General features: G+C 71.3%; 15 protein-coding genes and 1 riboswitch. Of the genes, 4 read left to right on the plus strand and 11 right to left on the minus strand.

Annotation, left to right across the window (positions count from 1 at the left end; genetic code table 11):
* The first annotated feature begins 155 nt into the window (after positions 1-155).
* The gene (locus tag ACZ4TG_RS21940; protein WP_079430157.1) at positions 156-437 is read left to right on the plus strand and encodes an HPr family phosphocarrier protein; all 282 of its coding nucleotides are present in this window, start codon (positions 156-158) and stop codon (positions 435-437) included.
* A 220-nt stretch (positions 438-657) separates the two neighbouring features.
* Here the strand turns inward: ACZ4TG_RS21940 and ACZ4TG_RS21945 are convergent, their stop codons facing one another.
* The 4 genes from ACZ4TG_RS21945 to ACZ4TG_RS21960 all read right to left on the minus strand — a co-directional run bounded on the left by ACZ4TG_RS21945 (position 658) and on the right by ACZ4TG_RS21960 (position 5,366).
* Entirely contained in the window at positions 658-1,323 is a 666-nt protein-coding gene (locus tag ACZ4TG_RS21945) for a GntR family transcriptional regulator (RefSeq protein ID WP_468165269.1), read from the minus strand.
* 154 nt (positions 1,324-1,477) lie between these two features.
* Positions 1,478-2,278, minus strand: a complete 801-nt coding sequence (locus tag ACZ4TG_RS21950; RefSeq protein WP_468165272.1) for a M23 family metallopeptidase — start codon at positions 2,276-2,278, stop codon at positions 1,478-1,480.
* Positions 2,279-2,291: 13 nt separating this feature from the next.
* Positions 2,292-2,450: riboswitch (cyclic di-AMP (ydaO/yuaA leader) on the minus strand.
* Between the two features lie 184 nt (positions 2,451-2,634).
* Positions 2,635-4,002, minus strand: coding sequence for a M16 family metallopeptidase (locus ACZ4TG_RS21955; RefSeq protein ID WP_468165490.1), 1,368 nt, complete (start codon positions 4,000-4,002; stop codon positions 2,635-2,637).
* Positions 4,003-4,022: 20 nt separating this feature from the next.
* Positions 4,023-5,366, minus strand: a complete 1,344-nt coding sequence (locus tag ACZ4TG_RS21960) for a M16 family metallopeptidase (protein ID WP_468165274.1) — start codon at positions 5,364-5,366, stop codon at positions 4,023-4,025.
* Between the two features lie 260 nt (positions 5,367-5,626).
* Between ACZ4TG_RS21960 and ACZ4TG_RS21965 the strand changes: the two genes are divergently transcribed.
* Both ACZ4TG_RS21965 and ACZ4TG_RS21970 read left to right on the plus strand, forming a co-directional pair.
* Positions 5,627-8,083: a DNA gyrase/topoisomerase IV subunit A gene (locus ACZ4TG_RS21965; protein ID WP_468165276.1), complete on the plus strand. Its 2,457-nt coding sequence runs from the start codon at positions 5,627-5,629 to the stop codon at positions 8,081-8,083.
* A 124-nt stretch (positions 8,084-8,207) separates the two neighbouring features.
* Positions 8,208-10,397: a restriction endonuclease gene (locus tag ACZ4TG_RS21970; RefSeq protein WP_468165278.1), complete on the plus strand. Its 2,190-nt coding sequence runs from the start codon at positions 8,208-8,210 to the stop codon at positions 10,395-10,397.
* Here the strand turns inward: ACZ4TG_RS21970 and ACZ4TG_RS21975 are convergent.
* The gene (locus ACZ4TG_RS21975) at positions 10,394-11,539 is read right to left on the minus strand and encodes a CobW family GTP-binding protein (RefSeq protein WP_468165281.1); all 1,146 of its coding nucleotides are present in this window, start codon (positions 11,537-11,539) and stop codon (positions 10,394-10,396) included. The two genes, ACZ4TG_RS21970 and ACZ4TG_RS21975, sit on opposite strands and share 4 nt — an antisense overlap.
* A 35-nt stretch (positions 11,540-11,574) precedes the next feature.
* A complete protein-coding gene (locus ACZ4TG_RS21980; RefSeq protein WP_468165283.1) occupies positions 11,575-12,741 on the minus strand; it encodes a citrate synthase/methylcitrate synthase in 1,167 nt (388 codons plus the stop codon).
* A 55-nt stretch (positions 12,742-12,796) separates the two neighbouring features.
* Between ACZ4TG_RS21980 and ACZ4TG_RS21985 the strand changes: the two genes are divergently transcribed.
* Entirely contained in the window at positions 12,797-14,041 is a 1,245-nt protein-coding gene (locus tag ACZ4TG_RS21985) for a citrate synthase (RefSeq protein ID WP_468165285.1), read from the plus strand.
* A 31-nt stretch (positions 14,042-14,072) separates the two neighbouring features.
* Here ACZ4TG_RS21985 and ACZ4TG_RS21990 read toward each other — a convergent pair whose 3' ends face one another.
* The 5 genes from ACZ4TG_RS21990 to ACZ4TG_RS22010 all read right to left on the minus strand — a co-directional run bounded on the left by ACZ4TG_RS21990 (position 14,073) and on the right by ACZ4TG_RS22010 (position 21,753).
* Positions 14,073-16,487, minus strand: a complete 2,415-nt coding sequence (locus ACZ4TG_RS21990; protein WP_468165287.1) for a discoidin domain-containing protein — start codon at positions 16,485-16,487, stop codon at positions 14,073-14,075.
* A 158-nt stretch (positions 16,488-16,645) separates the two neighbouring features.
* Complete coding sequence (locus ACZ4TG_RS21995) at positions 16,646-18,253, minus strand: glycoside hydrolase family 13 protein (protein WP_468165289.1); 1,608 nt, start codon at positions 18,251-18,253, stop codon at positions 16,646-16,648.
* A 48-nt stretch (positions 18,254-18,301) separates the two neighbouring features.
* Positions 18,302-19,177 carry a carbohydrate ABC transporter permease gene (locus ACZ4TG_RS22000; protein WP_468165291.1) on the minus strand — a complete coding sequence of 292 codons (876 nt, stop codon included), beginning with the start codon at positions 19,175-19,177 and terminating at the stop codon, positions 18,302-18,304.
* 89 nt (positions 19,178-19,266) lie between these two features.
* Positions 19,267-20,241, minus strand: a complete 975-nt coding sequence (locus ACZ4TG_RS22005; RefSeq protein WP_468165293.1) for a carbohydrate ABC transporter permease — start codon at positions 20,239-20,241, stop codon at positions 19,267-19,269.
* Positions 20,242-20,352: 111 nt separating this feature from the next.
* A complete protein-coding gene (locus ACZ4TG_RS22010; RefSeq protein ID WP_468165295.1) occupies positions 20,353-21,753 on the minus strand; it encodes an ABC transporter substrate-binding protein in 1,401 nt (466 codons plus the stop codon).
* Positions 21,754-21,862 lie beyond the last annotated feature (109 nt).

A 21,862-nucleotide genomic window follows, 5' to 3' on the forward strand; every position in this document is an offset into this window, starting at 1 on the left:
ACGGTGCTCGCGCGGCGCGTGCGGCACACCGGGGCAAATCAGTGCAAGCTGGGGAAGGTCGAACGGCGGCGAATTCGGGCCGAAGGTCGGTTCGAGCATTCCGGGTGCCGTGAGAGACTGGTCTAGACAACCGTTAGCACCTGAAGGGCATCACCATGGCAGAGCGCCGCGTCAACGTCGGCTGGGCCGAGGGCCTGCACGCTCGTCCCGCCTCGATCTTCGTCCGGGCGACGACCGCTTCCGGCGTCCCGGTGACCATCGCCAAGGCCGGTGGCGACCCCGTCAACGCCGCCTCCATGCTGGCGGTTCTGGGCCTGGGCGCCCAGGGTGGCGAGGAGATCGTCCTCGCGTCCGAGGCCGAGGGCGCCGAGGCCGCGCTGGACCGCCTCGCGAAGCTCGTCGCCGAGGGCCTCGAGGAGCTCCCGGAGACGGTCTGACCCCTTCGGGTCCGCACACGCGGCGAAGCCGCGGCCCCCGGTGCGGGGGCCGCGGCTTCGTTGTTTCCGCGGGGCGCCCGCGCACGCGCTTGCGGAAATCACCCCCACCCGCGGATAAATACCGTCCGGGAATTCCGATGATCCGCGCAGGGGAAATCTGCACGACTCCGTTTATCGCCCCGGTGTCGCGCGGATATCCGTCCTTTGTATACGGGCTCTGTTAATGCCGGCCGCTCGCCATGTTTACGGCAGGTTGCGAAGTCCTCACCCGCGGCCGGTGCGCCTGCGCCGCGCGGTCCGCGTGCAGCGCGGTGAGCGACCGGGCCCGCTCGGCGTCCCCGCGCGCCACCGCGTCCACGATCGCGCCGTGCTCCGCCCAGGACTCCGCGGGCCGCACCGGGGCCTCCACCGAGTACATCCAGGCGACCTTGTGCCGCATCTGGGTCAGCAGGGCGATCAGCCCGGGACTGCCGGAGGCCTGGGCCAGCGTCTCGTGGAACCATCCCCCCAGGGCCCGCAGATCCTCGCCCTGCCCCTTCCTGGCCCGCTCCTGCCCCAGCCTGACCAGCCCGCGCAGCACCTTCAGGTGCGCCTCGGTGCGCCGGCGGGCGGCTCTGGCCGCCGCCAGGGGCTCCAGCAGCATCCGCACCTCCAGGAGGTCGGCGGCCTCCTGCTCGGTCGGCTCGGCCACGCAGGCGCCCGCGTGCCGGCGGGTCGTGACGAAGCCCTCGGACTCCAGGGTGCGCAGCGCCTCGCGGACCGGGACGCGCGAGACTCCGTACCGGCGGGCCAGCACCTCCTCGGTGAGGCGGCTGCCGGGTCCGAAGACTCCGGAGATGATGTCGTCGCGGATCGCTGTGCATACCGCGTGCGCAGGAATTCGCAAGACCGGACCTCCGCTTGATTTCGTGACCGCGCTGCGACTCTATTGCAACACACGATAATTACCGAAGGCGGCCCTCAATACGAAACATTTGGCCGAAAACGAAGAAGACCCCGGCTCGGCGAGCCGGGGTCTTCGACGGAAAGTGCGGTGCGGGTCAGACGTCCACGCCGTGCGAGCGCAGGTACGCGGCCGGGTCGATGTCCGAGCCGTAGCCGGCCCCGGTGCGCGCCTCGAAGTGCAGGTGCGGGCCGCTGGAGTTGCCGGTGGAGCCCGACAGGCCGATCTGCTGGCCCGGGGTGACCGTCTGGCCGACGGAGACGCTCAGCGAGGACATGTGCCCGTACTGGGTGTAGGTGCCGTCGTTGTGCTTGATGACGACGTTGTTGCCGTACGCACCGCCGTAGCCGGCCTCGACGATGGTGCCCGCGCCCACGGCGTGGACCGAGGTGCCGGAGGCGGCGTGGAAGTCGATGCCCGTGTGGCTGCCGGAGGACCACATGCCGCCACCGGCGTGGTACTGGGTGCTGATGTACGAGCCGTCGACGGGCGCGACGAAGGTGTTGAGGCGCTTGCGCTCCTCCTCGCGGGCGGCGCGCTCGGCGGCCTCGCGCTCGGCCTTCGCCTTGGCCTCCGCGAAGCGCTTGGCCTCGGAGGCGCGCTGCTTGGCGTCGGCCTCGGCCTGCGCCTTGACGGCGGCGGCATCGGCGGCCCGCTGCTGCGACTCGGCCTGCGCCTCGATCTCGCCCTGGAGGTCCTCGGCGACGACGACGGCGTTCAGGCCGGTGTCCTCCATCGAGGGGGCGGCGGCCTGGTCCGCGGCGAACGCGGGGCCGGCCAGCGTGCCCACGACGCCGGTGGTGGCGAGGGCCGCGATACCGGCGTAACCGGCGGTCTTGCGGCTCATACGGCTGGAACCACGGTGCTTACCGGCCACACGACTGCTGCCAAACGCCATGAAGGGGTTGATCCTTTCCTTCCTTCTCGCCTACCGGGTTAGCTGACGGGTTCGGAGCAGGAAGGTCTCCTACGGGCCCCCTCTTGCGAGGCGGTCCGATTCACCCCAGGGACACATGTGGGTCCCCGGCTCCCCAGGCTCGCGCCTGACGGGGACTCGGCGATCGCTGTCCGGTGCCGCGGGTGCGGCGGGCACAACTGACGAACAGCACGGCCGACGCTAGGCGGATCATCAGTCAATCGCCAAACAGGTGCGCGCTTTTGTTACCTACGCCACACCACATACAAGCAACCACACCACTAAATGGACAAAAGGGGCCCCGGCGGGCAAGCCGCCAGAGCCCCTTCGGTTTCAGGTCAGTTGGAGACCACGGTCACGTCACCGATCCCGAGCGCCCGGACGGGCTCAGCGATCTGCGACGCGTCGCCCACCAGGACCGTCACCAGCCGGTCCACCGGGAAGGCGCCCACGACCGCCGCGGTCGCCTCCACCGTGCCGGTGGCGGCGAGCTGGGCGTACAACTGCGCCTGGTAGTCGTCCGGCAGCTCCTGCTCGACCTGGTCGGCGAGGGTGCCCGCGACCGAGGCGGCCGTCTCGAACTTCAGCGGGGCGACGCCCACCAAGTTCTGCACCGCCACGTCCCGTTCGGCGTCCGTCAGACCGCCCTCCGAGAGGACGCGCAGCACCTTCCAGAGGTCCTCCAGCGCCGGCCCGGTGTTGGGGGTGTCCACGGAGCCGCTGATGGCGAGCATCGAGGCGCCCTTGCCGTCGGCGGTGGAACGCAGCACCTGGCCGAAGGCGCGCACGCCGTACGTGTACCCCTTCTCCTCGCGCAGCACCTTGTCCAGGCGGGAGGTGAGGGTGCCGCCGAGGCAATACGTGCCGAGCACCTGGGCGGCCCAGACGCGGTCGTGCCGGTCCGCGCCGATCCGGCCGATCAGCAGCTGCGTCTGGACCGCTCCGGGCCGGTCCACGATGACCACGCGCCCGCTGTCGTCCGCGGTCACCGGCGGCACGGGCAGGGGCTCGGCGGAGTTGCCCGTCCAGGTGCCCAGGGTCTCCGCCAGGACGGCGTCCAGGTCGATCCCGGTCAGGTCGCCGACGACCACCGCGGTGGCGGTCGCGGGGCGCACGTGGGCCTCGTAGAAGGCGCGTACGGCCCCGGAGTCGATGCGGGCGACCGTCTCCTCGGTGCCCTGCCGCGGGCGGGACATCCGCAGGGTGGCCGGGAAGAGCTCCTTCGAGAGCTCCTTGGCGGCGCGGCGCTGCGGGTTGGCCAGCTCGTGCGGGATCTCGTCGAGCCGGTTGCGCACCAGCCGGTCGACCTCGGCGTCGGCGAAGGCCGGGGCGCGCAGTGCCTCGGCGAGCAGGCCGAGGGCCTTCGCCAGGCGGGAGGCCGGGACCTCCAGGGAGACCCGGATGCCCGGGTGGTCGGCATGCGCGTCGAGGGTGGCGCCGCAGCGCTCCAGCTCCGCCGCGAACTCCTCGGCGGAGCGCTTGTCGGTGCCCTCGGACAGCGCGCGGGCCATGATGGTGGCCACCCCGTCCAGACCCTGGGGTTCCGCGTCCAGCGGGGCCGCGAGGTTGATCTCGACGGCGATGACCTGCTGGCCCGGACGGTGGCAGCGCAGCAGGGTCAGGCCGTTGGGGAGCCCACCGCGCTCGGGGGCGGGGAAGGCCCACGGCCTGGCCTCGCCGGCCTGCGGCTGCGGGTGGAAGGTCATCGTGACGGCTGCGGTGTCGCTCACTGCTCCGCCCCTTCGTTCTCGTCGGACTCGGCGGACTCGGCGGCGGCCAGGGGCTCGTACACGAGCACCGCGCGGTTGTCCGGGCGCAGTCGGGCTGCGGCCACGGCCTGCACCTCCTCGGCGGTGACGTCGAGGACGCGCTGGACGGCGGTCAGGGCGAGCTGCGGGTCGCCGAACAGCACCGCGAAGCGGCACAGTTCGTCGGCGCGGCCGGCCACCGTGCTCAGCCGGTCCAGCCACTCGCGTTCCAGCTGCGCCTGGGCGCGCTCCATCTCCTCGGCCGTGGGGCCCTCGGCGGCGAACCGCGCGAGCTCCTCGTCCACGGCCGCCTCGATGGCGGGCACCTCGACCCCGCTGGAGGTCTTGACGTCGAGCCAGCCCAGGGAGGGCGCCCCGGCCAGGCGCAGCATGCCGAATCCGGCGGCCACGGCGCTCTGGTCACGGCGGACCAGGCGGTTGTGCAGCCGGGAGGACTCGCCGCCGCCGAGGATCGTCAGCGCCACGTCGGCGGCGTCGCACTCGCGGGTGCCGTCGTGCGGGAGGCGGTAGGCGGCCATCAGCGCGCGGGCCGGGACCTTCTCGACGATCTCCTCGCGGAGCTGCCCGCCCATGATCTCGGGGAGCGAGCCGTCGCGCGGCGGCTGCTTGCCCTCGTGCGAGGGGATGGAGCCGAAGTACTTCTCGACCCAGGCGAGCGTCTGCTCGGGGTCGATGTCCCCGACGACCGACAGCACGGCGTTGTTGGGCGCGTAGTACGTACGGAAGAAGGTGCGCGCGTCCTCCAGGGACGCGGCGTCCAGATCGGCCATGGAGCCGATCGGCGTGTGGTGGTACGGGTGGCCCTCGGGGTAGGCGAGGGCGGTCAGCTTCTCGAACGCGGTGCCGTAGGGCACGTTGTCGTACCGCTGGCGGCGCTCGTTCTTGACGACGTCGCGCTGGTTCTCCATGGACTCGTCGTCCAGGGCCGCCAGCAGCGAGCCCATCCGGTCCGCCTCCAGCCAGAGGGCGAGCTCCAGCTGGTGCGTCGGCATCGTCTCGAAGTAGTTGGTGCGCTCGAAGCTGGTGGTGCCGTTCAGCGAACCGCCGGCGCCCTGGACGAGCTCGAAGTGCCCGTTGCCCGGTACGCTCGCGGATCCCTGGAACATCAGGTGCTCGAAGAGGTGAGCCAGGCCGGTTCGCCCCTTGACTTCGTGGCGCGAGCCGACGTCGTACCAGAGGCAGACCGCGGCGACCGGAGTCAGGTGATCCTCGGAAAGCACCACGCGCAGGCCGTTGGCCAGCCGGTGCTCGGTCGCTGTCAGGCCGCCGGAGCCGGCCTGAGCTGTGGCCGTGTGACCCATGGGCATGTGGTCCCTTCGATCGCGATGCAGAGATTTCTGTCAGACCTGCCACTGTATGCAAGCGCGTCGGCCGCCGGAGAAGTTCCCGGGTTCACTCCTGGGTCGGAGTCGGCGTTGTCGGTGCCTCGGGCCACAATGGTCCGCGTCAACACCGGTCGAAAGACCGTCCGCACCACCAGTCACATCCCAGCCACACCCCCGCAAGACCCCCGCCAGACCCCGAGTACACCCCACTTTCATGGTTAAGGAGCCGCGCAGCGATGGCCCGCCGCAGCACGAAGACCCCGCCGCCGGAGGATTTCGAGGAGAAGATCCTCGACATCGACGTCGTCGACGAAATGCAGGGCTCCTTCCTCGAGTACGCGTACTCGGTGATCTACTCCCGCGCCCTGCCCGACGCCCGTGACGGCATGAAGCCGGTGCACCGGCGCATCGTCTACCAGATGAACGAGATGGGCCTGCGCCCCGACCGCGGCTACGTGAAGTGCGCCCGCGTCGTGGGCGAGGTCATGGGCAAGCTGCACCCGCACGGCGACGCGTCGATCTACGACGCCCTCGTGCGCATGGCCCAGCCCTTCTCGATGCGGCTGCCGCTGGTCGACGGCCACGGCAACTTCGGCTCGCTCGGCAACGACGACCCGCCGGCCGCGATGCGTTACACCGAGTGCAAGATGGCGGACGCCACGTCACTGATGACGGAGTCGATCGACGAGGACACCGTCGACTTCACCGCCAACTACGACGGCCAGGAGCGGGAGCCGGTGGCACTGCCCGCCGCCTACCCGAACCTGCTGGTCAACGGCGCCTCCGGGATCGCGGTCGGCATGGCCACCAACATGCCCCCGCACAACCTGGGCGAGGTCATCGCGGCCGCCCGCCACCTGATCCGCTATCCGCAGGCGGACCTGGAGGCGCTGATGCGCTTCGTGCCGGGTCCGGACCTGCCCACCGGCGGGCGGATCGTGGGCCTGTCGGGGATCAAGGACGCCTACGAGAACGGTCGAGGCACCTTCAAGATCCGCGCGACGGTGGCCGTGGAGAACGTGACCGCCCGCCGCAAGGGCCTGGTCGTCACCGAACTGCCCTTCACGGTCGGCCCCGAGAAGGTCATCGCGAAGATCAAGGACCTGGTCGGCTCCAAGAAGCTCCAGGGCATCGCGGACGTCAAGGACCTCACCGACCGCTCGCACGGCCTGCGCCTGGTCATCGAGATCAAGAACGGCTTCCACCCGGAGGCCGTGCTGGAGCAGCTCTACAAGCTGACGCCGATGGAGGAGTCCTTCGGCATCAACAACGTCGCGCTGGTCGACGGCCAGCCGCTGACGCTGGGCCTCAAGGAACTGCTGGAGGTCTACCTGGACCACCGGTTCGAGGTCGTCCGGCGGCGCAGCGAGTTCCGCCGGGGCAAGCGGCGCGACCGCCTGCACCTGGTCGAGGGCCTGCTGGTCGCCCTGCTCGACATCGACGAGGTCATCCGGCTCATCCGGGACAGCGACAACTCCGCCCAGGCCAAGGAGCGCCTGATCGAGCGCTTCTCCCTCAGCGAGATCCAGACCCAGTACATCCTGGACACCCCGCTGCGCCGCCTCACCCGCTTCGACCGGATCGAGCTGGAGTCCGAGCGGGACCGGCTGACCGGCGAGATCGACGAGCTGACCGGGATCCTCGACTCGGACAACGAGCTGCGCAAGCTGGTCTCCTCGGAACTGGCCTCGGTCGCGAAGAAGTTCGGCACCGAGCGCCGTACGGTCCTGCTGGAGTCGGCGGGCACGACGGTGGCGGCGGTTCCGCTGGAGGTCGCCGACGACCCCTGCCGGGTGCTGCTGTCGTCCACGGGCCTGCTGGCCCGTACGGCGAACGGCGACCCGCTGCCGGAGGAGGAGGGCGGCGCCCGCACGAAGCACGACCTGATCATCTCGCAGGTCGCGGCGACCGCACGGGCCGAGATCGGTGTGGTCACCTCGTACGGCCGCCTGCTGCGGCTGTCGGTGATCGACCTGCCGCAGCTGCCGGACACCCACGCCGCGCCGAACCTGGCGGGCGGCGCCCCGGTCTCGGAGTTCCTCTCCGGGCTGGAGGCGGACGAGAAGGTGATCTGCCTCCTCTCGCTGGACGAGTCCTCCCAGGGCCTGGCGCTGGGCACCGAGCAGGGCGTGGTCAAGCGGGTCGTGCCGGACTACCCGGCCAACAAGGACGAGCTGGAGGTCATCACCCTCAAGGAGGGCGACCGGATCGTCGGCGCGGTCGAGCTGCGCACGGGCGAGGAGGACCTGGTCTTCATCACCGACGACGCCCAGCTGCTGCGCTATCCGGCCGCTCAGGTGCGCCCGCAGGGCCGCCCGGCGGGCGGTATGGCGGGCATCAAGCTCTCCGACAACGCCAAGGTGATCCACTTCTCGGCCGTGGACCCGGCCCGGGACGCGCTGGTGTTCACGGTCGCGGGCTCGCACGGCACGCTGGACGACTCGGTGCAGTCCGTGAAGCTGACCCCCTTCGACCAGTACCCGCGCAAGGGCCGGGCCACCGGCGGCGTGCGCTGCCAGCGGTTCCTGAAGGGCGAGGACGTGCTGGTGCTGGCGTGGGCCGGGGGCGTCCCGGTCCGGGCGGCCTCGGCGAACGGCAGCCCGGTCGCCCTGCCGGCCGTGGACCCGCGGCGTGACGGCTCGGGCACGACGCTCGCCGCTCCCGTCGGGGCGCTGGCCGGAGGCGCTCTGTAGGACGTACGGCACCGCCTGGATCAGGCACTGGGGCGTGCGGGGTGCGCGGACTGAGGAACGCGCACCCCGCACGCCCATTAGTGTTTTCTTGATACATAGTGGTGGGGGCGGGAGAACAGAGCTGATGAGTCGTCGGTCGAGCGGGTTGATCGGGGTCTGGGCCGAGGCCCAGCGCCAGCAGCAGCGGACGCAGCTGATCCAGCAGCGCGAGGCCGAACGCAGACAGCGTGCCTACGAACGGGACATGGCCCGCGGACAGCGGGAGCAGCAGGCCGCCTACAAGCAGCACCGCGAGGCCGAGGCCCGGCGACGGACCGAGCAGCTCGACGCGGAAGTGGCCGCTCTGCAGGGGCTGCTCGTCGCCGGCTGCCGGGCACCGGCGTTCCGGATGACCGCACTGGTGCGGTCCGAGCGGCTGGAGCCCTTCAACCCCGGCACCCTCGCGCACCCCGTGCCGATGCCGCACCTCCAGCAGTTCCAGCAGCAGAGCAGTGGCTGGACGCTCGGCTCGAACCGGCGGGCGCAGGCCGAGCGCGAGGCGCACGAGCGCTACACCCAGGCCTGGCAGGCCGCCCACGCGGCGGAGCAGCAGCGGCAGGCGCAGCTGGCCGCGTACCGGCAGCAGTACGACCAGTGGGCGGCGGGGCAGCTCGCCGGGATCCGCGCCCACAACAGCGGGCTCACCGAACTGGGCGGTGCCCTGCGCGCGGGCGACGCCGAGGCCGCGGTGGAGTACTTCTCGGCCGCCCTGTACGCCTCCACGGCCTGGCCCGAGGACCTGCCGAGGCAGGTGTCCGCGGCGTACGACCCGGCGGCCCGGCAGCTGGTGCTGGACTGGGAGCTGCCGCGCTACGAGGTGGTACCGGAAGCCAAGTCGGTGCGCTATATGCCGAGCACGGACCAGGACAAGGAGACGGCGCGGCCGGCCGCCCAGCGCAGGGCGGTGTACCGGGACCTCCTGGCACAGTGCCTGCTGCTGGTGCTGCGCGAGCTGTACGCGGCGGACGAGTTCGGTGCGCTGGACTCGGTGGTGGTCAACGGCTTCGTGGACGCACACGATCCGGTGACGGGCCTGGAGACGCAGCTGGTGCTGGGCACGGTGTCGGCGGCCCGGTCCGCCTTCGAGGTGCTGCGGCTGGAACAGGTCAGCGCGGTGGACTGTCTGGTGGAGGGCTTGAGGGGACAGCTGTCGGCGCGGCCGGACCAGCTGGCCGCCGTACGCCCCGGCCGCCGGCCCGGCGAGGTGGGCGGTGTCGTCAGCCACGGCGGGCAGGAGGGCGGCGACGGGGACGAGCCCGATCTCTTCGAGATGGACCCGATCGCCTTCGAGAACCTGGTCGCGGAACTCTTCCGGGCGATGGGCATGGAGGCGGTGACCACCCAGAGGTCGGGCGACGGCGGGGTGGACGTCGAGGCGCTGGACCCGGCGCCGATCCGGGGCGGGCGGATCGTGGTGCAGGTCAAGCGCTACCGCAACACCGTGCCGCCCACGGCGGTACGGGATCTGTACGGCACGGTCCAGGACGCCGGGGCGAACAAGGGGGTGCTGGTCACCACCTCGTCCTTCGGGCCGAGCTCGTACACCTTTGCCAACGGCAAGCCGCTGGAGTTGGTTCCCGGGGTGGAGCTGGTGGACCTGCTGCACCGGTACGGGCTGCGGGGACGCCTCGGCGGCGGCCCGGCCGCGGCGCCCGCCGCCGCTTCGGAGGCGGTGACGGTGGCGTTCGCGACGCCCGCTCCGGAGCCGGCCTCGGTGCCCGCCCAGCGCACGGCACGGGGAGCGGGTCGGCAGACCGCCCAGGCCGAGGCCGAACCTGGGGCCGGGGCTCTTGAGCACAACGTCCTCGGCATGTCCTGGGCGGGCAGCGTGGCGCTGGACGTGTGCGCGCTGGTCTGCGAGGGCGGCCGGGTGCTGGACGAGGACCACTTCGTGTTCTTCAACAACCCCCGCACCCCGGACGGTTCGGTCCGCTCCCGCGCGCAGGCCGCACCCGACAAGGCCGCGGTCGACGTCGACTTCGACGCCCTGCCGCTGCGCGCCGACCGACTGGTCCTCGCCGCCGCGATCGACCCGGAGGTCAACCCGCACGCCGACCTCGCGGGCTTCACCGATGCCCGGATCCGGCTCCTCACAGCGGCCGGCCAGGAGATCGACCAGCTGGAGGTCTCCGACGGCCGGGCCGGCGAGACGGCCCTGGTGCTCGGCTCGTTCCGCCGCCGGCCCAACGGCGACTGGAAGTTCGTGATCGGCGGCAAGGGCTACCGGGGCGGGCTGGAGGACCTGCTGCGGGAGTACGGGGTCGAGGTGGCCTAGGGCGTCAGGTCGTCGCCGCGCCCGTCGGGTTCGCCGGGTTCGCCGGGCTCATCGGACTGCGCGGGCCGGGGCACGTACCGCAGCACGCCCCACATGCTCTCGGGGCGGGCGTGCTGCGGCTCCGGCTCGCGGCAGGCATCCAGTTCGCGGAGCAGGGCGGGGCCGTCGGTGCCCGAGCCGATCAGGACGAGCCGGGTCAGCCGGGGCTCGCCCTTCCCCCAGGGGCCGGGGGTGAAGCGGAGGAACCGGCCGACCGCGTGGACCTCGTAGCGCTCCTGGTGACCGGGGACGCCGAAGTAGACGAAGCCCTTGATCCGGTAGAGCCCGGCCGGGCGGCGGTCGAGGAAGTCGATGAACCTGCGCGGGCTCAGGGCCTGCTCGGACACGAACTCGGTGCTCTGGTAGGCGGCGTGGGCATGACCCGCGTGGCCGGCGCGGTCCGCATGATCCGCGTGGCCAAAGTCGTCACCTTCCCCGGCCTCGGCCAGCAGGTCCTCGAAGGAGAGCTGCCCGCGCGTCTGCGTCCAGGGGCGGCGGTCGAAGAGCAGCTCCGGGTCGATCCGCCCGTGGTCGGCGCCGATCACCGGGGTGCCCGGCGCGCAGAGGCCCGCCAGCACGTCCTCGATGCGGGCGCGCTCGGCGGCGTCCACCCGGTCGGTCTTGTTGAGCACCACCAGGTCCGCGACGGCGAGGTGCCGGTCGGTCTCCGGATGCCTGGCCCGGGTCGCGTCGAACTCCGCCGCGTCGACGACCTCCACCATGCCGCCGTAGCGGACCGCCGGATTCTCGCTGGCCATCAGCATCCGGATCAGCTCCTGCGGCTCGGCCAGGCCGCTCGCCTCGATGACGATGACGTCGATCCGGTGGACGGGCGCGGAGAGCTTCTCCAGGTACGCGTCCAGCTCGCTGCCGTCGACGGCGCAGCACAGGCAGCCGCCGCCGAGCGAGACCATCGAGTCGCCCAGCTGTCCGGCCACCGACATCGCGTCGACCTCGATGGAGCCGAAGTCGTTGACGACGACCCCGATCCGGGTGCCGCCCCGGTTGCCGAGGAGGTGGTTGAGCAGGGTGGTCTTGCCGGATCCGAGGAATCCGGCGAGGACCACGACGGGGATGGCTGGGGTGGGCTGCCTGCTGTTCACCCAGCCGATGGTAGCCAGCCGGCCGCGGTGGGCGGTCAGCCGAGCGGCGGCACCGGCTGGGGCGGGGTCGGCCCGGTGTAGCGGGCGGCCGGGCGGATGATCTTCGAGTCGGCGGCCTGTTCCAGGATGTTGGCGCTCCAGCCGACCACCCGGGCCGCGCAGAAGGTGGGGGTGAACATCTCGCGCGGCAGCCCGCACAGTTCCATGACCACGCCGGCGTAGAACTCCACGTTGGTGTGCAGCTCGCGGCCCGGCTTGAGCTCGGCCAGGATCGCCTCGACCTGCCGCTCGACCTCGACGGCGAAGTCGACGAGCGGGCCGCCGAACCCGCGGGCGATGCCGCGCAGCATCCGCGAGCGCGGGTCCTCGGTGCGGTAGACGGGGTGGCCGAAGCCCATGATGCGCTCTCCGGCGCGCACGCGTTCGCGGATCCACGGCTGGATGCGGTCGGCCGTGCCGATGGCGTCGAGGGTGTCCAGGGCGCGGCTGGGGGCGCCGCCGTGCAGCGGTCCGGAGAGCGCGCCGATCGCCCCGGTCAGGCAGGCGGCGACGTCGGCGCCGGTGGAGGCGATCACGCGGGCGGTGAAGGTCGAGGCGTTGAAGCCGTGGTCGACGGTGGAGATCAGGTACTGCTCCACCGCGCGGGCCTTGACCGGGTCCGGCTCCTGGCCGGTCAGCATGTAGAGGTAGTTGGCGGCGTACGGCAGGTCGTCGCGCGGTTCCACCGGATCCAGGCCCTGCCCCAGCCGGTGCAGGGCGGTGAGCAGCGTGGGTACGGCGGCGCAGGCGGCGAGGGCGTCGGCGGCCCGGCGGCCGGGGTCGAGGTCGTAGACCGGGCGGAAGCCGGCGGAGGCGCCGAGCAGCGAGAGGGCGGTACGCAGACCTGCGAGCGGCCCGGACAGTGCGGTGCCCCGGGCGAGGGCGGGCAGGGCGTCCCGGACCGCGGCGGGAAGGTGGCGCAGCGGGGCGATCTCCTCGGCGAACGCGGCCCGCTCGGCGGTGTCGGCGGGCAGTGCCCCGCGGAACATCAGGTGCCACACGTCCTCGAAGCTGCGGCTCTCGGCGAGCTCGACGGCGGAGTACTGGCGGTAGTGGTAGAAGCCCTCGCGGCCTCGGACGTCACCGAGTGCGGTTTCGGTGACCACGACTCCCGCGAGTCCGCGGGGTACTTCGACGGCTGTATTCATGGATCGACCATCCATGATGGATTCAATCCCTGTCAATATTGATCGAATCAATATATGTAGGGTGGGCGTCATGGACGAGCAGCCGGACGGCGGGCACCGGATCAGCACCCAGGAAGCGGCGCGACTGCTCGGGGTGAAGCCCGCGACCGTGTACGCGTACGTCAGCCGGGGCCTGCTCAGCAGCCGCCGCGACCCCGTCGGACGCGGCAGCAGCTTCGACGCGCGCGAGGTGGAGGCGCTGGCCGGGCGCAGTCGGCGCGAGGCGGCGGCGGCGGCCCCGTCCGGAGAGCTCTCCGTACGCACCTCGCTCACCCTCATCGAGTCCGACCGGTACTACTTCCGGGGCGTGGACGCGGTGGAGCTGGCCACGCGGTACCGCTACGAGGAGGTCGCCGAGTGGCTCTGGACGGGGACCCTGAAGCACGGGGCCCGGTTCACCGCTCCCCCGGAGGCACTGGCCGCCGCCCGGCGGGCGGTCGCCGCACTGTCCGGGCACAGCGGGCCGCTGGACCGGCTGCGGGTGGCCGTCGCCGCCGCGGCGGTGGCGGATCCGCTGCGGTTCGACCTGTCCGAGGAGGCCGTACTGGGCTCCGCGCGCTCCCTGATCCCGACGCTGGTCGGCGCCCTGCCCGAGCTGGGTCCCGCCCAGTGGGGCGGCGACACCCGGCTGGCCCGGCAGCTCTGGCCCCGGCTGACGGCGCGGGACCCTGACCCGGACTCGCTGGCGGTGCTCGACCTGGCGCTCGCCCTGCTGGTCGACCACGACCTGGCCGCCTCGACCCTGGCCGTACGGGTGGCCGCGTCGGCGCGGGCCCATCCGTACGCGGTGGTCTCGGCCGGGCTCGGCGCCCTCGAAGGCCCGCTGCACGGCGCGGCCGGCCGGCTCGCGCACCGGATGCTGGTCGAGGTACTGGAGCGGGGCGGGGCGGCGCCGGTGGTCGCGGAGTACCTGCGCGCGGGACGCCGGGTACCGGGGCTCGGCCACCGCCTGTACACGGGCGAGGACCCGCGTGCCGGGGCGCTGTTCGCCCGGCTGGAGGGGCTGCCCCAGGCCGGCCCGGCGCTGGGCGCGGCCAGGGACGTCGCCGCGGTGATGGCCCGGCACGCGGGCGGGCTGCATCCCAACGTGGACCTGGCGCTGGCGGTGCTGACGGTGTCCTGCGGGATGCCCGCGGAGGCCGGGGAGACGGTGTTCGCGGTGGCCCGGACGGCCGGCTGGATCGCGCACGCGCTGGAGGAGTACCAGGAGCGGCCGCTGCGGATGCGGCCGAGCGGGCAGTACCAGGGCCCCCGCCCGCCACAGCCGATGCCGTGACGGGCGGGGCGCCTTCCGGGCGGGTCGCGGGTCAGCCCGCGTACGCCTCGAACTCGCCGATCTGCCCGGCGGGCCAGCCGGTGTTGCCGGTGACGGTCAGCCGCAGGTGGCGCACGCTCGTGCCGTCCGGAAGGGCGAGGGTCACCCTGTTCCCCGTCGCGGGGTCGAAGCGGAGGCTCTGCGAGGGGACCACGGTGGTGAAGTTCGCCCCGTCGGCGCTGCCGAGCAGGGAGAGGGTCTGCGTCCTGGCCGCCCAGGCGGCGGGCGGCGGCAGTTCCAGGACGACGCGCTTGACGGTGGTGGTGGCGCCGAGGTCCACGGTGAGGGACTGCGGGAAGGCGTTGTTGGCGCTCTCCCAGTAGCTGTTCGGGTCACCGTCCACCGCCTTGGCCGCGTCGTAGACCTGGGTGTGGGAGGTCCCGGTCACCGGCCGGCCCAGGGCGAGGTTCCGCGTGGGATCGGGCGTCGGAGTCGGGGTCGGAGTGGGCGTGGGAGTGGGCGTGGGGGTCGGTGTCGGGGTCGGAACCGGCTGCTGGGCGGCCGGCGGGAACGGTCCGCAGTAGGTGTTCGGCAGCTTGGTGTTCCAGCCGGAGTTGCCGCTTCCCTGGGTGAGCTTCAGCTGAGAGCCCAGGCAGCTGTAGACGGGCTCCGCGAACCCCATACCGGTGGCCCGGACGTTCGTCATCGACAGTTCGGCAGGGTCGTTGAACTGGAGCGCGAAGGTCCCCGTCCGGTCGATGTCGATGTTGTCGAACCGGACGCCCTTGGTGGTCCCGGACACGAAGTGGATGGCCGCGTACGAGCTGTCCAGGATGGCGCTGTCGGTGACGTTGATCGTCGCCTTGTCGATCGAGCTCGCCCGGCTGTCGAACCAGACCGCCCCGATCGGGAAGTTCCAGCCGTAATCGGTGTTCCCGGTCCGGATCAGGGTGTTCCGGGCCAGCGTGAAGGTGCCCTGTACGTCGGTGCCCTGTCCGGGGGTGACCCCCGGGTACCGGTTGCCGACGTGCAGGCCGCCGCCGTTGGTCAGCGTCTCCGCGACCACGTTGTCGGTCACCGAGATGTCCTTGCCGCCGTAGACCGCGATGTTGTTGGCGAGGATCGGCAGGACGACCGTGTTGTGCGCGAACGAGTTGGCGACGTTGGGCCTGGTGTCGGCCCACATCGCCAGACCGTCGTCACCGAGGTTGCGCAGGAAGGTGTTCTCGACCGAGGAGTTGGTGACGCCCCAGTGGAAGTTCACCCCGTCCGCCGTCTGGTCGAGGATCCGGCTGTTCCTGATGTGGAAGTTGTCCATCGGGCCGTCCATCCAGGCCCCGACCTTGGTCCGCTGCATCCACACGTTGTCCACGACGGAGTCGCTCATCGCGCCGCCGATGGCGTTGACCTGGTCGTCGTCGACGCGCTCACCGATCTCGCCGATGATGGCGAAGTCCTTCAACGTGACGTGCCTGCTCGGCCCGCCCGCCTCGTGAGCGCGTATCCGGCCGCCGTAGCCGCCGCCCTGTACGTACTTTCCGTAGATCCCGGCGGCGCGGTTGCGGTCGGTGGGGTGGCGGCCGGTCAGGACGGAGTACCAGGGTCCGGCTCCGCGCAGGGTCACCTCGTCGACCACCACGTGGTCGGTGAGCTTGAAGGTGCCCTGCGGGATCCACACCGCCTTCGCCTGGGACCGGCCCGCGTCCACCGCCTGCTGGAAGGCGGCCGTGGAGTCGGCGGAGCCGTTCGGGTCGGCCCCGAATTCGGTGACCGAGAGCGAACCGGCCGGCCTGGCCACGGCCGCCCCGACCTCCTCGAAGTCGGCCAGGTCCACCACGGCCCACGGGGTGGCGCCGACCGAGGGCAGGGTGATCCGGACCTTGGAGCCCACCGGCAGGGTCCTCCCGAAGAGCGTGCGGGTCTCCTCGTAGAAGTGGTGAGGTTTGTCGCCCGGCTGGTTGGTGAAGGGGTAGCTGCCGTAGAACCAGCTGTACCTGGAGGTGAACTCCATGTCCTTGAGCTTGCTCCCGTCCAGCTTCAGCTCGACGGGCGCGCTGATCCCCGTACCGGACCCGTTGTCCGGGACCGAGTACCGCACGCTCATCGCGTTCGCGGGTCGCTCCAGCGTGAACTCCACGTACTCCCCCGCCGCGTCCAGCCGGACGGCGCTACGGCCGGAGGCCTCGGCGGGCAGGCTCGTATAGGTGCGGTCGGGGCCGATCACCGAACCGTTGGTGGCCGCCCGCTCCGCCTCCTGCTCGGTGAAGGGGACGCTCGCCCCGCGCCCCGGCACCTCCAGCGGTGACAGCACGGCCGGGGCGACGGCCGGGGCTGAGCTCGCCGTCGGCAAGGGGAGGGCCGCGGCGGCCCCGAGGAACGCGGTGGTGGCCAGGACGGCCGTGGCGGCCAGACCGGCGAGCAGGGCGCTCGTCGGCCTGCCGCGTGCTGCGATACGTGCTGCGCTCATGACGGTGTGGACCTCTCCATGCGTGGGGGTGCACGGGCGGCTGTGAGGAGTCGTACGAGGGTTCGTGCAGCAGTGGTGCGGCGGTGCGGGCTGTGGTGCGGGGGTACGTGCTGTGGTGCGGCGGTGCGGGCTGTGGCGCCGGCGGTCCGGCTGCGGCGTCAGGTCCGCAGCCAGACCGCCGTGTCCCGCGGGAGCAGCCCCGCGTCGTCCAGGGCGGAACTGCCCAGCAGGAGCTGGGTACGGTCCGGCTGCGGGACCGGACCGTCGGACAGGTTGACCACGCAGATCAGCCCGTCGGGGCGGCCGAAGGCGAGCACCCCGGGCGGCGCGTGCAGCCACTCCAGCGAGCCGCCGCCGAACCCGCGCGCCGCTCGGCGCAGCCCGAGGGCCGTCCGGTAGAGGGTGAGCATCGAGTCCGGGTCGCCGTCCTGGTGGTCGGCGGCGTACGTGGACCAGTCCGCGGGCTGGGGCAGCCAGGGGTCGTTCCAGGGCTCGGCGGTCCAAGGCAGCGGGACCCGGCAGCCGTCCCGCCCGGGGTCGGTCCCGCCCGAGCGGAAGTGCATCGGGTCCTGAATACGGCTGAGCGGTACCTCAGCTTCCGGAAGTCCGAGTTCCTCGCCCTGGTAGATGTACACGGCGCCGGGCAGGGCGAGCGTCAGCAGGGCGGCGGCACGCGCCCGCCGGGTGCCGAGCGCCAGGTCGGTGGGGGTCCCGAAGGCCTTGGCAGCGAAGTCGAAGCCGGTGTCGGCGCGGCCGTAGCGGGTGACGGTGCGGGTCACGTCGTGGTTGCACAGCACCCAGGTGGCGGGCGCTCCGACCGGGGCGTGCTCGGCGAGGGTCTCCTCGATGGTGGTGCGCAGCCGGGCCGCGTCCCAAGGGCAGCTGAGGAAGGAGAAGTTGAAGGCGGTGTGCAGTTCGTCGGGCCGCAGGTAGCGGGCGAACCGCTCGGAGTCCGGCAGCCAGACCTCGCCGACGAAGACGGCCCCGTACTCGTCGGCGACGGCACGCCAGGACCGGTAGATGGCGTGCAGTTCGTCGCGGTCGATGTACGGGTGGGTCTCGCCGGGCCAGGGCCCGGGCGAGCGCCCGGCCAGGTCGGGCAGGGCCGGGTCCTTCGCGAGCAGGGCTGCCGAGTCGATCCGTACTCCGGACACCCCTCGCTCGAACCAGAAGCGCAGCACCTCCTCGTGTTCCCGGCGGACGGCGGGATGGTCCCAGTTCAGGTCGGGCTGCTGCGGAGTGAACAGGTGCAGGTACCACTCCCCGTCCGGTACCTGCGTCCAGGTGGCGGCGCCGTTGAACTGCGAGGGCCAGTCCCCGGGCGGCAGTTCGCCGTGCTCACCGCGGCCGGGGCGGAAGTGGAACAGCTCCCTCTCCGGGCTGCCGGGGCCGGCGGCGAGGGCGGCCCTGAACCAGGCGTGCTGGTCGGACACGTGGTTCGGGACGATGTCGACGATGGTGCGGATGCCCAGCTCACGGGCCTCCGCGATGAGCTTCTCGGCCTCCGCGAGGGTGCCGAAGGCGGGGTCGATGCTGCGGTAGTCGGCGACGTCGTAGCCGCCGTCCGCGAGCGGCGAGAGGTACCAGGGGGTGAACCACAGGGCGTCCACTCCGAGTTCGGCGAGGTACGGGAGGCGGGCCCGGACGCCTGCGAGGTCGCCGGTGCCGTCCCCGTCGCCGTCCGCGAAGCTGCGTACGTACACCTGGTAGATGGCGGCCGAGCGCCACCAGTCGGCGTCGTCTGCGGGCAGGGGAAAGTCAGCCACGAAGGGGTCCTTTCACGGGGGGCGGCCGGGCGCGGCGCCCTTGGGGGCTCAGCCCTTCAGGGACCCTGCCGTCAGGCCGCTCATGATGTTGCGCTGGAAGATCAGGAAGATGACGAGCGTGGGGGCGCAGGCCATCGCGAGTGCGGCGATGAGGTGGTTCTCCGGGACTCCGCTGGCCAGCGAGTAGATGCCGACGTTGAGCGTCTGCAGCGCCGGGTCGGGGAGGGTGAGCATCGGCCAGAGGAAGTCCTTCCAGACCCCGACGATCGCGAAGATGGACACGACCCCGAGGATGGGGCGGGACATCGGCAGGACGACCGAGCGCAGGGTCCGCATCGCGCCCGCGCCGTCGATGGCCGCGGCGTCGAGGATCTCCTGCGGGATGGAGTCGAAGAATCGCTTCAGCAGGAAGATGTTGAAGGCGTTGGTGACGGACGGCAGCCATATCACCCAGGGCGAGTTGAGCAGGTTCCGCTCGATGAGCGGCATGTCCAGGACCGTGAGGTACTGCGGTACGACGAGGACGGTGGCCGGGATCATCAGGGTCGCCAGCATCATGCCGAGGACCGCTTTGCCGAACACGGGCCGCAGTCTGGAGAGCGAGTAGGCGGCGGCGACGTCCAGGACGAGCTGGAAGGCCAGGGCCCCGAAGGCGTAGTAGAGGGTGTTGAAGAGCAGCTTGGCCAGGTCCATGACCTTCCAGGCGGCCGTGTAGTTGGCCGTGTGGAGGGAGTCCGGGACCAGGGTGGGCGGGACTTGGGCGAACTCCTCGGTGCTTTTGAGGCCGTTGGCGACCATCCAGTAGAGCGGCCCCAGGAAGACGAGGGTGAAGCCGACGACGACCAGGGCGAGGACGGTCCAGTAGAGGACCTTCCCTCGGGTGCGGCCCAGCTGTGCGGGCGATATGAGCGTGCGCTCTGCCACGGGCGGGCTCCTTTCGGCTTTCTTGCGGCTCTCGTCACCGGTTCTCGTTGCCGGCGCTCGGTCTCAGCACTCGGTCTCAGCACTCGGTTTCAGCTGTCGTTGTCGCGGCTGAGGCGGACGTACAAGGCGGAAAACCCCGCGAGCAGCACGAGCAGGCACAGGCCCAGGGCGGCCGCGCCGCCGTACTGGTTGAAGCTGAAGGCGTACTGGTAGATCAGGACCACCACGGTGGTCGTGGAGCCCTCCGGTCCGGCGCCGCCGGTCAGCAGGAACGGTTCGACGAACACCTGCATGGTCGCGATGATCTGCATCAGCAGCAGGAGCGAGAGGATGAGCCGGGTCTGCGGGATGGTGATGTGCCACACCTTGCGGAGCAGTCCGGCTCCGTCGAGCTCGGCGGCCTCGTACAGCTCGCCGGGGATCCCCTGGAGCGCGGCCAGGTAGATGAGGGTCGCGCCGCCCATGTTCATCCACGTCGAGGCGATGACCACGGAGAGCATCGCGGTGTCGGTGGACTGGAGCCAGTCCTGGGCCGGCAGGTGCACGGCCGCCAGGATCCTGTTGAAGAGGCCGTAGCCCGGGTCGTAGAAGTACTTGAACAGCAGGATCGAGGCCACCGGCGGCATCATCACCGGCAGGTAGACCAGCAGGCGCAGGTAGCCCTGCGCGTGCCGGAACTCGTTGAGCACGACGGCGACCACGAAGGGGACCGCGAAGCCGAAGAGCAGGGCGAGCCCGGTGAAGAGCAGGGTGTTGCGCCAGGCCTGCCAGAAGTTCGGGTCGCCGAAGACGTAGGCGAAGTTGTCCCAGCCGACCCAGCGGGTGGCGCCGCCCTCGGTCTTCTGGAAGGCCAGCAGGAACTCCCGGACCATCGGGTACCAGGAGAAGAAGGAGAAGCAGAGGACGGCGCCGATCAGGAAGCCGTGCGCCGTGAGGTTCCGCTTGACCGTGCGCCGGAAGGCCTCGCGGGAGGGAGCCGAGGTCCGGGAACCACCGGTCTCGGGGGATCCGGCAGTCCGGGGTCCGGCGGTCCCGGGAGATCCGGGCAGGGTGGGGGCCGACATCGCCGCTCTCCTTGGTGGGTCGTCGCCATCGGTACGCGGGCCGGGGTGTGGAGCCGGGTGGGGCGGGGCCCGGGCGGGGAGGGGCGGGGCCACCCGGCGCCGCCCGGGCCGCTACTGGTTGGCCAGCACCTGGTTGACCGCCTTCTCGGCGTCGCCCAGCAGCTGCGCGGTGTTGGCGTCCTTGTTGGTGAGGACGCCCGACATCACCTTGTCGAGGACCTTGTAGACCTCCTGCGCCTTCGGCGGCTCCGCCTTGCCGGGCACCGGGTTGTCCAGGAAGGACTTGAAGTTGGCGACCGGCATCGTGGCGCTCGCCGCCTTCAGTTCGTCGTCCTTGGTCTTGCTGGCGCCGGTGAAGAAGGCGGGCTGCGGGAGGCCGACCGGCAGGCCGTCGGCCTTGCTGCGGTCGTACTGGAACTGGCCCTTGCCGACCGCGAGGGTCTTGAAGTTCAGCCAGGCGATGGCGGCCTTGACCTTGTCGGGCGAACTGCCCTTCTTGATCATGTAGCCGTTGCCGCCGGACAGCGTGGACGCGCCGCCGGGGACCGGTCCCATGCCGAAGTTCTCGTACTTGGCGCCGAGCTGCTGGACCATGTACGTGATGTCGTCGGGCGCGGCGAGGAACATCCCGAGCTTGTCCGAGGCCATCTGCTTCTGCAGGTCGCCCCACTTGAGCAGCTGGGTCTTGCCCATGCTGTCGTCCTCCCAGCGCATGGCCCTGAGGTTCTCGACGATCTGTTTGCCGGTGGCGTTGTTGAAGGCCGCCTTGCCGTCGGTGCCGACGATGTCGCCGCCCATGCCGTACATGGTGGCCGTGTAGTGCCAGCCGCCGGTGTTCTCGACGCTGTACTCGCCGAATCCGGCGACGCCGTTGCCCAGGGCCGCGATCTTCTTCGCGGCGGCCCGGACCTCTTCCCAGTTGCGCGGCGGGGAGTCGGGGTCGAGGCCCGCCTGCTGGAAGAGCTTTCGGTTGACGAGCAGGCCCATCGTGTAGTTGCTGGTGGGGACGCCGTAGAGCTTGCCGTCCTGCTTGAGGACGTTCAGGACGTTCTTGTCGATGTCGTCGATCGCGGGGACGGTCTTGGGGGTGACGTACGCCGAGATGTCCTCGGCCCCGTCGTTGTCGAGCACCTGCTTCAGGTCGGTGAAGTAGGCGTAGAAGACGTCCGGCTGGGACTTGGCCTTGAGCATCGCGGTGAAGCGCGGGGGCTCCAGGCACTGTCCGGGCGTCGACCGACCTTCGACGGTGACGTTCGGGTAGGTCTTGTTGAACTCCGCCACGTCCTCCTTCCACTCCTTGAGCTCGGCCGCCTTGGCCGCGGGCGGCATGCAGTCGATGGAGATGGTGACCTTGGTCTTCGGGTCGAGCGGGGCGGAGGCGTCGGTGGCGCCGCCGCTCGGCTTCTCCTTCGGGTCGTCGCCGCTGCTGCTCGTACCGCAGGCCGCGAGGGCGCCGACGGCGAGCGCGGAGACGAGGGCGGCCGCGACGTTGCGGCGGACGTTGGTTCTCATCGGTGGTCCCCTTCGAGCATCGAACAGGAGGCGTGGGGGCGAGCGGGGCACACTCAATCACCGTCGACAGATGAACGCAATATCTCGCGCAGATTTCGTAAGAGACTGA

The organism is Streptomyces sp. NPDC028314 (assembly GCF_055565795.1).

What these genes read in the sequence shown, in the direction of transcription:
- ACZ4TG_RS21965 (WP_468165276.1), top strand. Translation starts at nt 5,627, where the DNA reads ATGGCCCGCCGCAGCACGAAGACCCCGCCGCCGGAGGATTTCGAGGAG.
- ACZ4TG_RS22010 (WP_468165295.1), bottom strand. Translation starts at nt 21,753, where the DNA reads ATGAGAACCAACGTCCGCCGCAACGTCGCGGCCGCCCTCGTCTCCGCG.
- ACZ4TG_RS21960 (WP_468165274.1), bottom strand. Translation starts at nt 5,366, where the DNA reads ATGGGTCACACGGCCACAGCTCAGGCCGGCTCCGGCGGCCTGACAGCG.
- ACZ4TG_RS21985 (WP_468165285.1), top strand. Translation starts at nt 12,797, where the DNA reads ATGGACGAGCAGCCGGACGGCGGGCACCGGATCAGCACCCAGGAAGCG.
- ACZ4TG_RS22005 (WP_468165293.1), bottom strand. Translation starts at nt 20,241, where the DNA reads ATGTCGGCCCCCACCCTGCCCGGATCTCCCGGGACCGCCGGACCCCGG.
- ACZ4TG_RS21990 (WP_468165287.1), bottom strand. Translation starts at nt 16,487, where the DNA reads ATGAGCGCAGCACGTATCGCAGCACGCGGCAGGCCGACGAGCGCCCTG.
- ACZ4TG_RS21980 (WP_468165283.1), bottom strand. Translation starts at nt 12,741, where the DNA reads ATGGATGGTCGATCCATGAATACAGCCGTCGAAGTACCCCGCGGACTC.
- ACZ4TG_RS21955 (WP_468165490.1), bottom strand. Translation starts at nt 4,002, where the DNA reads ATGACCTTCCACCCGCAGCCGCAGGCCGGCGAGGCCAGGCCGTGGGCC.
- ACZ4TG_RS21950 (WP_468165272.1), bottom strand. Translation starts at nt 2,278, where the DNA reads ATGGCGTTTGGCAGCAGTCGTGTGGCCGGTAAGCACCGTGGTTCCAGC.
- ACZ4TG_RS21970 (WP_468165278.1), top strand. Translation starts at nt 8,208, where the DNA reads ATGAGTCGTCGGTCGAGCGGGTTGATCGGGGTCTGGGCCGAGGCCCAG.
- ACZ4TG_RS21940 (WP_079430157.1), top strand. Translation starts at nt 156, where the DNA reads ATGGCAGAGCGCCGCGTCAACGTCGGCTGGGCCGAGGGCCTGCACGCT.